The 14,761-nt window shown below is 51.6% G+C and carries 14 protein-coding genes; 7 read left to right on the top strand and 7 right to left on the bottom strand.

The window, feature by feature from the left end:
* The first annotated feature begins 33 nt into the window (after nucleotides 1-33).
* Nucleotides 34-774 carry a pyruvate formate lyase 1-activating protein gene (pflA, locus tag HV229_RS16440; RefSeq protein ID WP_003035751.1) on the top strand — a complete coding sequence of 247 codons (741 nt, stop codon included), beginning with the start codon at nucleotides 34-36 and terminating at the stop codon, nucleotides 772-774.
* A gap of 61 nt (nucleotides 775-835) precedes the next feature.
* Here pflA and HV229_RS16445 read toward each other — a convergent pair whose 3' ends face one another.
* A complete protein-coding gene (locus HV229_RS16445) occupies nucleotides 836-1,684 on the bottom strand; it encodes a MurR/RpiR family transcriptional regulator (protein ID WP_016156113.1) in 849 nt (282 codons plus the stop codon).
* A gap of 121 nt (nucleotides 1,685-1,805) precedes the next feature.
* On the opposite strand from HV229_RS16445, the gene HV229_RS16450 reads away from it, so the two are divergent.
* Genes HV229_RS16450 through HV229_RS16470 form a run of 5 tightly spaced genes read left to right on the top strand, consistent with a single transcriptional unit; the run spans nucleotide 1,806 to nucleotide 5,614 of the window.
* On the top strand, nucleotides 1,806-2,081 hold the full coding sequence (locus tag HV229_RS16450) for a PTS sugar transporter subunit IIB (protein ID WP_016152439.1): 276 nt from the start codon (nucleotides 1,806-1,808) through the stop codon (nucleotides 2,079-2,081).
* 16 nt (nucleotides 2,082-2,097) lie between these two features.
* Nucleotides 2,098-3,363, top strand: a complete 1,266-nt coding sequence (locus HV229_RS16455) for a PTS ascorbate transporter subunit IIC (protein WP_016156112.1) — start codon at nucleotides 2,098-2,100, stop codon at nucleotides 3,361-3,363.
* A gap of 12 nt (nucleotides 3,364-3,375) precedes the next feature.
* Nucleotides 3,376-4,173 (top strand): transketolase, encoded by a 798-nt coding sequence (locus HV229_RS16460; protein WP_181545924.1) that lies wholly within the window; start codon nucleotides 3,376-3,378, stop codon nucleotides 4,171-4,173.
* Complete coding sequence (locus HV229_RS16465; RefSeq protein WP_047501183.1) at nucleotides 4,173-5,084, top strand: transketolase C-terminal domain-containing protein; 912 nt, start codon at nucleotides 4,173-4,175, stop codon at nucleotides 5,082-5,084. The genes HV229_RS16460 and HV229_RS16465 overlap by 1 nt, the downstream gene beginning before the upstream one ends.
* Before the next feature lie 53 nt (nucleotides 5,085-5,137).
* Nucleotides 5,138-5,614, top strand: a complete 477-nt coding sequence (locus tag HV229_RS16470) for a PTS sugar transporter subunit IIA (protein ID WP_016152435.1) — start codon at nucleotides 5,138-5,140, stop codon at nucleotides 5,612-5,614.
* A 44-nt stretch (nucleotides 5,615-5,658) separates the two neighbouring features.
* Here the strand turns inward: HV229_RS16470 and HV229_RS16475 are convergent, their stop codons facing one another.
* Nucleotides 5,659-6,807, bottom strand: coding sequence for an MFS transporter (locus HV229_RS16475; RefSeq protein WP_016152434.1), 1,149 nt, complete (start codon nucleotides 6,805-6,807; stop codon nucleotides 5,659-5,661).
* 385 nt (nucleotides 6,808-7,192) lie between these two features.
* On the opposite strand from HV229_RS16475, the gene ycaC reads away from it, so the two are divergent.
* Complete coding sequence (gene ycaC / locus HV229_RS16480; RefSeq protein WP_016152433.1) at nucleotides 7,193-7,819, top strand: isochorismate family cysteine hydrolase YcaC; 627 nt, start codon at nucleotides 7,193-7,195, stop codon at nucleotides 7,817-7,819.
* 30 nt (nucleotides 7,820-7,849) lie between these two features.
* Here ycaC and HV229_RS16485 read toward each other — a convergent pair whose 3' ends face one another.
* The 5 genes from HV229_RS16485 to rarA all read right to left on the bottom strand — a co-directional run bounded on the left by HV229_RS16485 (nucleotide 7,850) and on the right by rarA (nucleotide 14,752).
* Nucleotides 7,850-8,713, bottom strand: a complete 864-nt coding sequence (locus HV229_RS16485) for a dimethyl sulfoxide reductase anchor subunit family protein (protein ID WP_181545926.1) — start codon at nucleotides 8,711-8,713, stop codon at nucleotides 7,850-7,852.
* 1 nt (nucleotide 8,714) lies between these two features.
* Nucleotides 8,715-9,332 carry a DMSO/selenate family reductase complex B subunit gene (locus HV229_RS16490; protein WP_003035741.1) on the bottom strand — a complete coding sequence of 206 codons (618 nt, stop codon included), beginning with the start codon at nucleotides 9,330-9,332 and terminating at the stop codon, nucleotides 8,715-8,717.
* A 10-nt stretch (nucleotides 9,333-9,342) separates the two neighbouring features.
* Entirely contained in the window at nucleotides 9,343-11,787 is a 2,445-nt protein-coding gene (dmsA, locus tag HV229_RS16495; protein ID WP_115190742.1) for a dimethylsulfoxide reductase subunit A, read from the bottom strand.
* A gap of 236 nt (nucleotides 11,788-12,023) precedes the next feature.
* Nucleotides 12,024-13,316, bottom strand: coding sequence for a serine--tRNA ligase (gene serS / locus HV229_RS16500; protein ID WP_003831902.1), 1,293 nt, complete (start codon nucleotides 13,314-13,316; stop codon nucleotides 12,024-12,026).
* 92 nt (nucleotides 13,317-13,408) lie between these two features.
* Nucleotides 13,409-14,752 carry a replication-associated recombination protein RarA gene (rarA, locus tag HV229_RS16505; RefSeq protein WP_131348209.1) on the bottom strand — a complete coding sequence of 448 codons (1,344 nt, stop codon included), beginning with the start codon at nucleotides 14,750-14,752 and terminating at the stop codon, nucleotides 13,409-13,411.
* Nucleotides 14,753-14,761 lie beyond the last annotated feature (9 nt).

Consider the following 14,761-nt stretch of genomic DNA (forward strand, 5'->3'; position numbering starts at 1 on the left):
CCCCGGATGGGCCACACCTGGAGAAACACCGCAATGTCAGTTATTGGTCGCATTCACTCCTTTGAATCCTGTGGCACTGTTGATGGCCCGGGCATCCGTTTTATTACCTTCTTCCAGGGCTGCCTGATGCGCTGCCTGTATTGTCATAACCGTGACACATGGGATACGCACGGCGGCAAAGAAGTCACCGTCGACGAGTTAATGAAAGAGGTCGTGACCTACCGCCACTTTATGAACGCCTCCGGTGGCGGTGTAACAGCGTCCGGTGGCGAAGCTATCCTGCAAGCTGAATTTGTACGCGACTGGTTTCGTGCCTGTAAAAAAGAAGGTATTCATACCTGTCTGGATACCAACGGTTTTGTTCGCCGCTACGATCCGGTGATTGATGAATTGCTGGAAGTCACTGACCTGGTGATGCTCGATCTCAAACAGATGAATGATGAAATCCATCAGAATCTGGTGGGCGTATCTAACCATCGTACGCTTGAGTTCGCACGTTACCTGTCCAATAAAGACATCAAGGTGTGGATCCGCTACGTCGTTGTGCCTGGCTGGTCTGACGATGACGACTCCGCGCACCGCCTGGGCGAGTTTACCCGCGATATGGGCAACGTAGAGAAAATCGAACTGCTGCCATACCATGAGCTGGGCAAACACAAATGGGTGGCAATGGGTGAAGAGTACAAACTTGACGGTGTTAAGCCACCGAAGAAAGAGACCATGGAGCGCGTGAAAGGCATTCTTGAGCAGTATGGTCATAAAGTAATGTACTAAGGTATGACGACCACGGCGTCGCAGCGCTCTGCTTGAGTAGCGCGACGCCAACGTTCGATGCCTACGACATAAAATATTCTGAAAGTTTATTGGTCACGCTTTCAATAGAGAAAATACGTTTCTGGTGTGCTTTACGACACTGCACGTAACGCTCATCCTGCTCTTCCAGAGCACTGAGTATGCGATCCGCCACCATCATCGCACCAGCAATTTCAGCAAAACCAGACTCACCTTCCCCCTGTAATGCAACCGCCGCCTGCAAATTCCAGTCAGAAAGCCGATTTAATGGCGCAAACGATCCGCGAGTTAACGAGAGAATTTTTATGCCTTGTTCCTTCGCTAGCGTCAGCGACTGCATCATATCGGTAGAGACTTGTTCTGTATGAATAACGATAATCCCTGTTTTTTGGCTGTCCGCCAACGGAGAGATAGCCGCCGGATAAAATCGGTCGATATAACTGGCTATTTTCCCCATCTGCACCAGATTGATTTGCAGGAATAACGCCACCGGCACCGCAGTACCTACCGCATAAATTGCAATATTACTGAGCTGATTTAACCAGGTCGCAACCGCCTGCAACTCTTTGCTGTCAATGATGGCATTGCTGTCACAAACGCTTGCCAGTACCGCCGCCGTCTCCTCACTTCCTCCATCATTCGGCCGTGCAGCTCCTTGCTCCAGTGCAAGAGCCGTTCTGAAATCAGAAAACCCCTTAAAACCAAAGGCACGGCAAAAACGAGTGATGCTCCCCTCACTGGTATCAATAGAATCGGCCAGCTCGGTTATCGTATGCCGCATCACAAAATCAGGATTTTCAGTGATAAAACGCCCTACCTTTTCCAGGATCGGACTAAGCTCTGAAGCCCCATTTCTTATGTTAATCAATAAATTAGTATCTATCTGACTCATTTTTCGCCTTTTTGCACAAAATGCAAATGCTGTCACATACTTTGCCCGGCTTTGCGATAATAATTTTTATCGCACCAATGATAATTAAAAATAATTATTTTTACAAACAGGAGAACGTCTAATGAAAGGTCTGATCGTCTGTCGTACCGGTATGGGCAGTTCGCTAATGCTGAAAATCAAAGCCCAAAAAGTCATCGATAAACATGGCTGGGATATCGATCTTGAACACGATGTCCTGTCAGGGCTACGAACCTGGCAAAACATCGACTTCGTGATCACCATGAGCGACCTGACCGATGAGGTAGAAGCCGCCGGGTTCAGAGCAATCGGTATCACCGATCTGATGAACAGCGAAGAAATGGAATCTGCGCTCACCAGCGTTGTTCAAAACAACTAACCTCTCCGGGGGAAATATGGATCTCCTAAAGTTCATTGTATTCGACATTTTGGGTGTAACCCCACTTTTAGTTGGCTTTATTGCGCTAATTGGTTTGCTTATCCAGCGTAAACCCATCGAAAAAGTGCTTTCAGGTACCTTTAAAACCATCGTCGGATTTCTGGTATTTGCCGGCGGAGCAGGGATTGCGGTGACATCCTTAGGTAATTTTCAGACCTTATTCAGCGATGGATTCGGTCTGAAAGGTGTGATGCCGTTAGCCGAAGCGTTAACTGGGCTGGCACAAACCAAGTTTGCCATGTGCGTTTCACTCATCATGGTCGTTGGTTTCGGCTGGAACTTGTTTTTTGCCCGCGTAACGCCGTTCAAATACATCTTCCTGACTGGCCAACATAATCTGTATCTGTCTGCCCTCTTAACCGTTACGCTTAAGGCGCTTGGCTACAGCGATGTAACAACAATCATCGTCGGTTCCATACTGCTGGGGCTTGCGGCCTGTGTCTATCCAGCTATCGCTCAGCCGTGGATGCGTAAGATTACCGGTAATGATGAAATCGCGATGGGTCATTACGTTACTCTGGCCTACGCGCTATCGGGATGGATCGGTTCGAAAGTGGGTGATCCTAAGCAGTCAACAGAAAAGCTAAATCTTCCCGGATGGTTGGGGATTTTTAAAGACTACATCGTCTCCGTGTCCATCTCTGTCAGTATTTTCTATTACATCGCGGCGCTTGCCGCAGGCGAAGAAGCGGTAACGGCCGCCGCCGGTGGAATGCATTGGCTGGTTTATCCGCTATTCCAGTCACTCACGTTTACCGCATCGCTTTATATCATCATCACCGGCGTTCGCTTGCTGTTGTCAGAAATAGTCCCGGCATTTCTGGGCATCTCTGAAAAATTTATCCCGAACGCCAAACCCGCACTGGATTGCCCAGTCGTCTTTCCGTATGCCCCAACCGCCACCGTTTTAGGTTTCATATCTTCCTTTGTGGGTGGATTGGTGGTTATGGGGGTACTCGCATCAATTGGGCAAACGGTCATTATCCCCGTCGCCATCCCCTACTTCTTCATTGGTGCTACCGCCGCCGTCTTCGGTAATGCGTCAGGAGGCTGGAAAGGGGCCATCGCCGGTAGCTTTGTCACTGGCATATTAATTGGTATTGGCCCGGCACTCATCTATCCCATCATGGAATCGGTGGGATTGTCCGGTACTAGCTTCCCGGAGACAGATTTTGTCGCCCTCGGCTTAGTGGTTTATTACATCGGCAAAATGTTGCCCTGATAAGGAATGAACATGAATATTGACGAATTAAAATCCCATGCGCTGGCTGCTCGCCGGGATATTGTCACCATGATTTATGAATCAGGCATTGGCCATCCTGGCGGTGCATTGTCCATCATCGACATTCTGACCTGGATTTACGATCAAGAGGTGAACTTCTCCTGCGCCCCTCGCGCTCGCGTGGTCATGAGCAAAGGTCATGCAGTTGCTGCTCAGTACGCCATGCTGCATCAAAAAGGCAAAATTGAGCGCAGCGAATTTAATACTTTTCGACAAATTAACTCACGTTTACAGGGGCACCCTAGCATCAAATCTCTGCCCGAAGTCGATGCAACAACCGGCCTGCTGGGCCAGGGATTATCCATTGCTTTTGGTATGGCGGCGGCCAAAAAACAGCGGGGGGAATCACAGCGCGTTTTCGCCATCATTGGCGATGGCGAAATGCATGAAGGGCAAATCTGGGAAACGCTACAACAGGCAGGCCATATGAAGATGGATAACCTGGTGGCGATTATTGACTACAACGGTTTTTCCTCCCACGACCCCGTTAATCAGGTGGTGAATCTGGAACCTCTGGCCGACAAAGTGCGTCTTTTCGGCTGGCACGTACTCGAACTCCATAACGGTAACGATATGCATCAGGTTGCCGACACGCTGATGCTTTCACGCCATCTGAAAGGAAAACCTGTCGCCATTATTGCGCATACCACCAAAGGCAGTGGCGTTAGCTATATGGAAAATAACGGTGACTGGCATTCAAAAACCCCAACCGCCGAACAATATCAGCAGGCTATGGAGGAGTTGCAGTGATGAAAGCCCCACGTGATGAAATTGGTAACGCACTCATTGCCCTGAAAAAAAAGGGCTATCCCATTGTCGCCATTGATAGTGATTTAGCCAGCTCCACCCGCACTGACCAGTTCCAGGCCGTCTATCCAGACGCTTTCTTTGAAATGGGTATTGCGGAAGGATCGGCAATGAGCTTTGCCACTGGCCAGGCGTTGGAAGGAAATATTCCGTTCTACGTTAACTTTGCGATGTTTGTGACAGGCACCGCCTGGACTCAGCTGCGCCAGGCATGCTACGCCAAAGCTAACATTAAATTAGTTGGTAGCCACCCAGGAATGGATGATGGACCTGACGGCGCATCGCATCATGCGCTGGAAGATCTGGCCCTGACGCGCGTACTGCCGGGGCTCACAATTCTAACACCTGCCGACGCTGAAGAAGTTGAGGCCGCATTTGAACAGGCAGTAAACATTCCCGGTCCGGTCTATATTCGCGTAGCCCGAGAACCGATGCCCGTGCGCGATAAATCTGCCGTTCCGCGAGTGACCGATATCGCCGCCGTGGAGGACTCAGGCAATGACTTCGCCATTCTCTATGAAGGGACCGTTCTGGAGCAGGCAAGCGCAGGTTATGTGCAGCTGTGCGCCCAGGGAAAACGTGGCAAGCTGATTCACGTCGCCATGCTAAAACCGTTTAACCGCCAGCGCTTTCTGCAACTGATTGCCAGTTGCCCGCAGATCGCAACGATTGAAAATCACACGATCACCGGTGGGCTTGGCGGACAGGTTGCTGAAGTATTGGCGGAGGAAGGATTAACCACGAGATTAATCCGACTGGGGACACAAGATACGTTTACGGAATCAGGCAATAGCCGCCAGTTGAAAGAGAAATACGGTATTTCGGCGACCGCACTCTTTGAAGCCCTCAGATAGTTCGGGTTGGCAGACCGCAATGCGGTCTGCTGCTCTGAAATAAGGAGAACACAATGACATCTGCGCTATTTTCTGCCTGTCAGTTTCGTGAACAATGCCACTCCTGGCAGGAGGCCGTGACGCTGGCTTGCCAGCCTCTGGAAGAACTGGGCGCGATTACGTCCGCCTACGCTCAGGCAATCATCCGTGAAACAGAACAACTGGGTCCGTGGTACATCTTAAGCCCTGAGTTTGCCCTGCCGCACGCTCGTCCGGAAGAAGGAGTGATAAGCAGTGAGACACATTTGTCGCTCTTGTGTCTGAAAGAGGCGGTGCCTTTTCCAGGGCATCCAGATGTGCGGTTAATTATTGTCCTGGCGGCTGCCAGCAGCACCCGACATATTGAAATGATTCAAAAACTGGTTTGCTGGCTGGATGAAGGGGAGCATTTACAACAGCTGACGAGTATGACCAGTCAGGCGCAACTTCACTGCACGCTGAAAGCATGCGAATACCTCGCAACTTCCGGCATACCCGCAATGGGAAAATGAGTCACGGTATGCAAACATTTTGCCTGCATACCGTCTGGCGCGCTTTATACGTGAGCCACCGGAGTCGGCGTATGTCTGGCGCTACGCAACAACATCAGCAGATAAATAAACGATACGCTGGCAATCATAATGAATAACAGATTATCGGAATAATTCTGCATCAGCATTGCGGTGAATGAAGGACCAAGCAGGCTGCCAACGGTATAGCTTAATAACAATGCCTGATTCATGGCGACCAGCTGATGATGTTCAACCTTTTCACAGGCCCAGGCCATCGCCACCGGATAGAGGGTAAAACCTGCCGCACCCAACATAAACAACGCAGGCGCCATCGCCGCCTGATTCAGCATGGCGATACTTCCGACGATAACCACGAAGACCTGGACGCGTAAAACCAGCAGGCGTCCCAGCTTGTCTGCCAGGCGGCCAATCGGCCATTGCCCCAGAATACCGGCGCTAACCAGAACCGCCATCCAGAAACCAATGCTGGCGTTGCTCACCCCTTGATGGTTGAGATACAGCGGCATCAGGCCATACAAAGACCCCAGCACAATCCCGGAAATAATACAGCCGTTAACGCCCAGACGCGCCTGCCGCAACTTCAGCATGGAGGTAATAGGAGTAGACTGCTGTTCATCACCCTGCTGATTGGCAATGCGCGTAAAGAGCAATGGCAAAACGCCAGCCAGGATCGTACCCGTCACCCACGGCAGGACGTTCATCAATTCTGTTGATACTTTACTAACCAGTAGCTGGCCTAAAAACGTCCCCACGTAATAGATCATCATATAGGCGGCAAGCAAGCGTCCGCGATTACGCGAAGTCCCGCTGCACATCAGCGCACTTTCCACTACCACCCAAATCATGGCGCAGCCAACACCGGCGATAAAACGCCAGGTCATCCAGCTCCAGAATCCCACCATAACCCCCAGGCCGATACAGCCCGCGGCAAAAATAAGCGAGGCAATATAATAGCTGCGATTAAAACCAAGGTGTTTTATTAAATACCCGGTCAGCAACGTCCCTACCAGATTGCCGGTAAAGTAGGAAGAACTCACCACACCTACCTGCCAGGTGGGCAAATTTTCATGGGCGAGCCAAAGCGGGACGAGCGTGTTTAACACGGCGATCGCCAGGGTCAGCAGAAGCAGCCCGCACAGCAACAGCATGACGGGACGGGTATAGATGGACATGAATAAAAACCGTGAGGAAGTTCAAATTTCATGCGCATCATGCCACTGCCAAAAACATTGTCAATCGGCGCAATCAAAGGGCTGAGGCGCTTTCCGGACGATCGATTTGCATTACTGATTCTTAATGTGAATAGATAAAAAACACAAAAACACATCTGCTTGTTTTTATTGATCTAAAACAAAAATCTCGCGTTGCGTTCAGTCGAAAAATTTCATGGACTCCCCTTACTTTTATTTCTTACTAAACTCTATGCGGGATGCAGATCTGCATTGTCTTCAAAATAGAACAGTGAGTTCTTATTTAGGTATCTAATCCATATATCGTTCTTTCTGTAGACTTAAACTCATCAAATTTCCCCCACTGATGCTGAACAGGAGAAATATCATGACTAAACCTTACGTAAGACTTGATAAAGATAATGCGGCAGTACTGCTGGTCGACCATCAGGCTGGCCTGCTCTCTCTGGTTCGGGATATCGATCCCGATAAATTTAAAAACAACGTGCTTGCCCTCGGCGACTTAGCAAAATACTTCAAACTCCCAACCATTCTGACAACCAGTTTCGAGACAGGACCAAACGGGCCACTGGTACCGGAACTGAAAGCTCAATTTCCCGATGCGCCTTATATTGCTCGCCCCGGAAACATTAACGCGTGGGATAACGAAGATTTCGTGAAAGCAGTGAAAGCGACCGGTAAAAAACAGCTGATTATTGCCGGTGTCGTGACGGAAGTTTGCGTTGCTTTCCCTGCGCTCTCGGCTATTGAAGAAGGTTTTGATGTCTTTGTCGTAACCGATGCGTCGGGTACATTTAATGAAATTACTCGCCATTCAGCATGGGATCGGATGTCCCAGGCCGGTGCTCAACTGATGACGTGGTTTGGTGTCGCATGTGAGTTGCATCGCGACTGGCGCAACGATATCGAAGGTCTGGCGACGCTGTTCTCTAATCACATTCCTGATTATCGCAATCTGATGACCAGCTACGACACGTTAACTAAACAGAAGTAAAAAAACCGGGGCTATGCCCCGGTTTGTCATTTAGCTGGCAACCGCCATACCGACGGTCATATGCAGCCCGTAGAACACGCCACGACCAATCAACTCGCCGACTAACAGCAGAATAAACGCGACGGAAAGCAGCGGAACTGCAGGCTGGTAGCCTTTCACTTGCGGTACAATCCAGCAGCACAGCGCTAATGCCAGAGCGACAATCCGCCACGCCATCAGCGAGCCGTAATCCGGAACCAGCGCAGACGCCTGTTGAATGGAACTGTGGATCGTCGCCAGTTCAACCCCCTGCATTACAGACATGATGGCGCTCACGACCAGAGCAAGCACTGAAATAGCCGGCAACAGGCGCATCGCCCAACCGTCCACGCCAGCAATTCTCAGCAACAGATATCCCAGCAGCGGACCGCCCATAAACATCGTCAGGAAGAAGCCCAGCGGCGTCCAGATGCTGTACCAGGTCGGCACAGTATCGATGGTGTTATACACGCGCACCATCATCCAGACAAAAATCACGCCCAGTACCATGGTGACAACTAACCACAGATTGCGTAATACGGGCGACATTTTTTTCAACGTTGCCAGCAGCCAGCCGATGCCGCCAACGGCAAAGAAGATTGAGCCGCTGGCAATTTCATTACTCAACGCAGAAGACCCTACACGATTGAGTGAGTTAAAGGCGCGCATCGGTGAGCCCAGGTGGAGCATGGAAGCAATAAAGCCAATGCCCATTAATACCCACAGCCCGAACATGCAGGCAATCACGCGCTGCTGCGATTCAGGGCGTAAGTCCCCTTTCATCAACGCCAGCGCCAGAACGATAAAGCCACCAACTACACACTGTCCGAAGACAGTGAAGATCATCAGCGGCCATTCATGCCATCCACTTCCCATCTTACACCTCCTTCGGATTGGCCAGATAACCTGTAGTATCCCCGGTCGGGCGGCTATTGGCGTTAGGTTTGATGACAATACTTGGTTTGGTAAAGTGCGCGCCCGGCAGTGGCGCTACCGCAGCCAAAGTACCGTGTTTTTTGCGCAGCTCTTCAATCGGACCAAAATCCAGCGCACGCAGTGGGCAGGACTCCACGCAGATAGGTTTCTTGCCTTCAGCGACGCGCTCATGGCAGCCATCACATTTAGTCATATGCCCTTTTTCAGCATTGTACTGTGGCGCGCCGTAAGGACAGGCCATGTGGCAATACCGGCAGCCAATGCAAACATCTTCGTCGACAACGACAAAACCATCTTCACGTTTGTGCATCGCGCCGCTCGGACAAACCTTGGTACAGGCTGGATCTTCACAGTGGTTACACGCAATGGAGAGGTAATAAGCAAAGACGTTCTGATGCCAGACGCCGTTGTCCTCCTGCCAGTCGCCGCCTGCGTATTCATAAATGCGGCGGAAGCTGACTTCCGGGGTTAAATTTTTGAAATCTTTGCAGGCCAGTTCGCAGGTTTTGCAACCGGTGCAACGGCTGGAATCAATAAAAAATCCATACTGGGTTGTCATCGGTTACTCCTTACGCCTTTTCAACCTGAACAAGGTTCGTGTGTGACGGATTTCCCTTTGCGAGAGGAGACGGACGCTGGGTCGTCAGGACGTTAATGCAACCGCCCTGATCCACGCGTTTTGCATCCGGGTCATACCAGGCCCCTTCGCCCAATGCCACCACGCCGGGCATCATACGTGGCGTCACTTTCGCCTCAATATGCACTTCACCACGATCGTTAAAGATACGTACCTTGTCGCCGTTGTTAATACCGCGTCGCTGCGCATCCATCGGGTTGATCCACATTTCCTGGCGGCAGGATGCTTTCAGGACATCGACGTTGCCATAGGTCGAGTGAACGCGAGACTTATAGTGGAAGCCGGTCAGCTGCAAAGGGAATTTCTCCACCAGCGGATCGTTTAAGCTTTCAAAGCCTGGGGTATAAATCGGTAGCGGATCAATTACATCACCTTCCGGCAGTTCCCAGGTTGCCGCGATCTCGGCAAGCTGCTGCGAATAAATTTCGATCTTACCTGACGGCGTGGTCAGCGGATTGGCTTTAGGATCCTCACGGAATGCCTTGTACGCCACATGATGTCCTTGCGGATCGCGCTGTTTAAAGATCCCTTGCTGACGGAATTCTTCAAACGTAGGCAGTTCAGGAATCACTTTGCGCGACTGCTCATACAGATGGCGCATCCACTCTTCCTGAGTACGACCTTCTGTAAACTGCTGCTCAACGCCAAGGCGCTTCGCCAGCTCGCTGGTCATCTGGTAGATAGTCTTGCATTCGAAGCGTGGTTTGATCGCCTGATCGGTGAAAATCACATAGGACATGTTCCCGCATGAGGCATCCAGCGCAAAATCCATCTGTTCGGAGGCAGTGCAGTCCGGCAGCAAAATGTCTGCGTATTTCGCCGAGGAAGTCATATGACAGTCGATGACGACGATCATCTCGCACTTCTTCTCGTCCTGGAGGATTTCATGCGTGCGGTTAATATCAGAGTGTTGGTTAATCAGACAGTTACCGGCATAGTTCCAGATCATCTTAATAGGAACATCGAGCTTGTCTTTGCCGCGTACGCCGTCGCGCAGGGCCGTCATCTCCGGGCCTCGCTCAATCGCGTCCGTCCACATGAACATCGAGATGCTGGTTTCAACAGGGTTTTCCAGCGTTGGCATACGCTCAAACGGCAAACTGTATGAGCCCTCACGCGCCCCGCTGTTGCCGCCGTTGATCCCAACGTTACCGGTCAGGATAGCGAGCATAGAAATGGCGCGGGTCGCTATTTCACCGTTAGCATGACGCTGCGGCCCCCACCCCTGGCTGATGTATGCCGGTTTAGCGCTACCTATTTCACGCGCCAGTTTGACGATACGTTCAGCGGGAATACCGGTAATCTGCGCCGCCCACTCCGGGGTCTTGGCAATGCCGTCCTTACCCTGCCCAAGAATATACGCCTTATAGTGACCGTTCTTCGGCGCGTCGGCCGGTAAGGTTTTCTCGTCGTAACCCACGCAGTATTTGTCGAGGAACGGTTGGTCAACCATGTTTTCGGTGATCAGGACATACGCCAGACCATTGACCAGCGCCGCATCAGTACCAGGACGGATCGGGATCCATTCATCTTCACGCCCCGCACCGGTATCAGTATAACGGGGATCGATAATGATCATGCGGGCATTGGATTTCTGTCGCGCCTGTTCAAGGTAATAGGTTACCCCACCCCCGCTCATACGGGTTTCACCAGGGTTATTACCGAACAGAACCACCAGCTTGCTGTTTTCAATGTCGGACGGGCTGTTACCGTCAGCCCAGCCGCCGTAGGTATAGTTCAACCCGGCAGCGATTTGCGCTGAAGAGTAGTCACCGTAGTGATTAAGATAGCCGCCGCAGCAGTTCATCAACCGTGCCACCAGCGTTTTACCCGGCGGCCACGAGCGCGTCATAGTGCCACCCAGCGTACCGGTACCGTAGTTCAGGTAGATAGACTCATTGCCGTAGTCTTTGATAAGACGCTGCATATTGCTGGCAATGATGTCGTAGGCTTCATCCCAACTGATGCGCTCAAATTTTCCTTCGCCACGCTTACCAACGCGTTTCATCGGGTATTTCAGACGATCGGGATTATAGACTCGGCGACGCATGGATCGACCACGCAGACAGGCGCGTACCTGGTGCAGACCGTCATAGTTGTCATCGCCGGTGTTGTCAGTTTCGACATACTTTATTTCACCGTCGACCACATGCATACGCAGCGGGCAGCGGCTGCCGCAGTTCACCGTACACGCGCTCCAGATCACTTTCTCATTAATCGGTGTCGGATTAAGGGCTTCTGCAGCATTTGCAATCCGGGTAAATGGCAGGGTAAACGCGCTACTGGCCACCGCCAGTCCGCCTATCGCCGTCGTTTTCACCAAACCGCGGCGACTAACCTCAGCTGCCAGCACGGCATCGGGGATCTTAGTTTTCATAGTGGCTCACTCTGCTGCTCACAATAAACAAAATACAAATATTCGATGTATAGTTTTTTATATAACGTTAATATCGATATACGGGCTGGTAGAAACTGAATTTGCTAAAAGACAGAGAAAAATACTGACTTTCATTCGAAGTCAGTATTACCCCTATAGGAGTAGTCATTATTGTCCGACGTCAAACGGGCATAAAAAAAGCGCCCTGAGGCGCTTTTTTAGCAGAGAAAGGTAACTTAACCGATGAATTCCAGGCCATTCATGTACGGACGTAATACTTCCGGAACCTGAATGCGGCCATCAGCCTGCTGATAGTTTTCCATTACCGCAACCAGCGTACGCCCAACCGCCAGACCGGAACCGTTCAGAGTATGCACTAAACGGGTCTTTTTGTCGGATTTGCTGCGGCAACGCGCCTGCATACGACGAGCCTGGAAATCCCACACGTTGGAGCAAGAGGAGATTTCGCGATAGGTGTTCTGCGCCGGGATCCACACTTCCAGATCGTAAGTTTTGCATGCGCCGAAGCCCATGTCGCCAGTGCACAGGATGATTTTGCGATACGGCAGACCCAGCAGTTGCAGGACCTTCTCGGCATGGCCGGTCATCTCTTCCAGCGCGTCCATCGAATCTTCCGGGCGAACAATCTGCACCATCTCAACTTTATCGAACTGGTGCATACGGATCAGACCACGCGTGTCACGGCCGTAAGAACCTGCTTCAGAACGGAAGCACGGCGTATGCGCAGTCATTTTGATCGGCAGCGCATCTTCATCGATGATTTCGTCGCGCACCAGGTTGGTCAGCGGAACTTCTGCCGTTGGGATCAGCGCATAGTTGCTGCTATCAGCTTCTTCATCCAGTGGACGGGTATGGAACAGATCGCCAGCGAATTTCGGCAGTTGGCCTGTACCGTACAGCGTGTCATGGTTAACCAGATACGGGACGTAGTTTTCGCTATAGCCATGCTGTTCAGTATGCAGATCCAGCATGAACTGAGACAGCGCACGGTGCATACGCGCAATCTGCCCTTTCATGACCACGAAACGAGAGCCGGTCAGCTTAACCGCAGCGGCGAAATCAAGACCCGTGTGCATTTCACCCAGGGTAACATGATCGCGCACTTCGAAATCAAACTCACGCGGAGTACCCCAGCGGCTGACTTCGACGTTGTCATTTTCATCTTTACCCACCGGAACGTCGTCCGCTGGCAGGTTAGGAATAGTCAGCGCAATGTCGCGGATCTCGGCCTGTAAGGTATCAAGTTCAGCTTTCGCGGCATCCAGCTCTTCGCCCAGTTTGTTCACTTCCAGACGTAAAGACTCGATATCTTCCCCGCGCGCTTTTGCCTGGCCGATGGATTTCGATCGCGAGTTACGCTCTGCCTGCAGGTTTTCAGTTTGTACCTGCAGAACTTTACGACGCTCTTCAAGAGCGCGCAGCTTATCTACATCCAGCTTAAAGCCCCGGCTTGCCAGTTTTTCTGCGACTGCGTCTGGCTCATTACGCAGCAGATTGGGATCGAGCATGCTTATCCTGTGCTTATCGAATTAAAATAGGAGAAAGTGACCACAGCCTGCGGTCACAGGGATACAGAGACAACATTACCGCAACGATAACACTAACGGTAGCGTTTTATAGGGCTATTTTGATCCTGTCCGGCGAGCCAGGCGAGCTTTTCGCCAATCTTGCCTTCAAGACCTCTGTTTGTGGGGCGATAATAGCGCGTTTGTGCCATTTCCTGCGGGAAGTACTCTTCTCCGGCGGCATAGGCATTAGGCTCATCATGGGCATAACGATACTCCTGACCGTAGCCCATCTCTTTCATCAGCTTAGTCGGCGCATTGCGCAGGTGAACCGGCACGTCGTAATCCGGACGTTCGCGGGCATCAGACAGCGCGGCTTTGAAGGCGGTGTAAACCGCATTACTCTTCGGCGCACAGGCCAGATAAACAATCGCCTGAGCAATCGCGCGTTCGCCTTCCGCGGGTCCCACGCGGGTAAAACAGTCCCATGCGGAAATCGCCACCTGCATGGCGCGGGGATCGGCATTGCCGACATCTTCTGAGGCAATCGCCAGACAGCGACGGGCAACGTACAGCGGATCGCCACCAGCGGTAATAATTCGCGCATACCAATAAAGCGCCGCATCTGGGGCGCTTCCACGTACCGACTTGTGTAGTGCGGAGATGAGATCGTAAAAACGATCGCCTTTATTATCGAAACGCGCACTACGTTCACCGGCAATTTCGGTGAGCAATTCTGGTTTCAATACGCGCTTGCCGGAATCATCAACTTCGGCCATATCGGCCATCATTTCCAGCGTATTCAGCGCCCGCCGCGCGTCACCATTAACCAGTTCGGCAATAGCCCGACGCGTTTCTGGCGGCAGAACAATATCCTGGCCGCCATAACCACGCACTTTGTCTGACATCGCCTGGTCCAGCACCTGTTCAATGTCGTCGGAAGTTAACGATTTCAGTAGATAAACGCGCGCACGCGACAACAGCGCCGAGTTGAGCTCAAACGAGGGGTTTTCAGTGGTAGCACCAATAAACGTAATGGTACCGTCTTCAATATGCGGTAAAAACGCATCCTGTTGGCTTTTATTAAAACGGTGAACTTCGTCCACGAACAGGATCGTGCGTCGCCCCGCGTTACGGTTCTGACGCGCACGCTCAATCGCTTCACGAATTTCTTTCACGCCAGACGTAACTGCCGAAATTCGTTCGACATCGGCGTTGGCGTAACGGGCAATAACTTCGGCAAGCGTCGTTTTCCCGGTCCCCGGCGGTCCCCATAAAATCATGGAGTGCAGATGCCCGGCCTCAATGGCGCGCGGCAAGGGTTTGCCCGCAGCCAGCAGATGCTGCTGGCCGATATACTGCGCTAAATTTTCTGGCCGCATACGCGCGGCCAGCGGCTGAAAAGTATTATCAGAAAAGTCGAGCGACAGATTGCTCACTCACACGCC

It is taken from the genome of Citrobacter sp. RHBSTW-00524, assembly GCF_013747755.1.
Lineage (GTDB): Bacteria > Pseudomonadota > Gammaproteobacteria > Enterobacterales > Enterobacteriaceae > Citrobacter > Citrobacter braakii.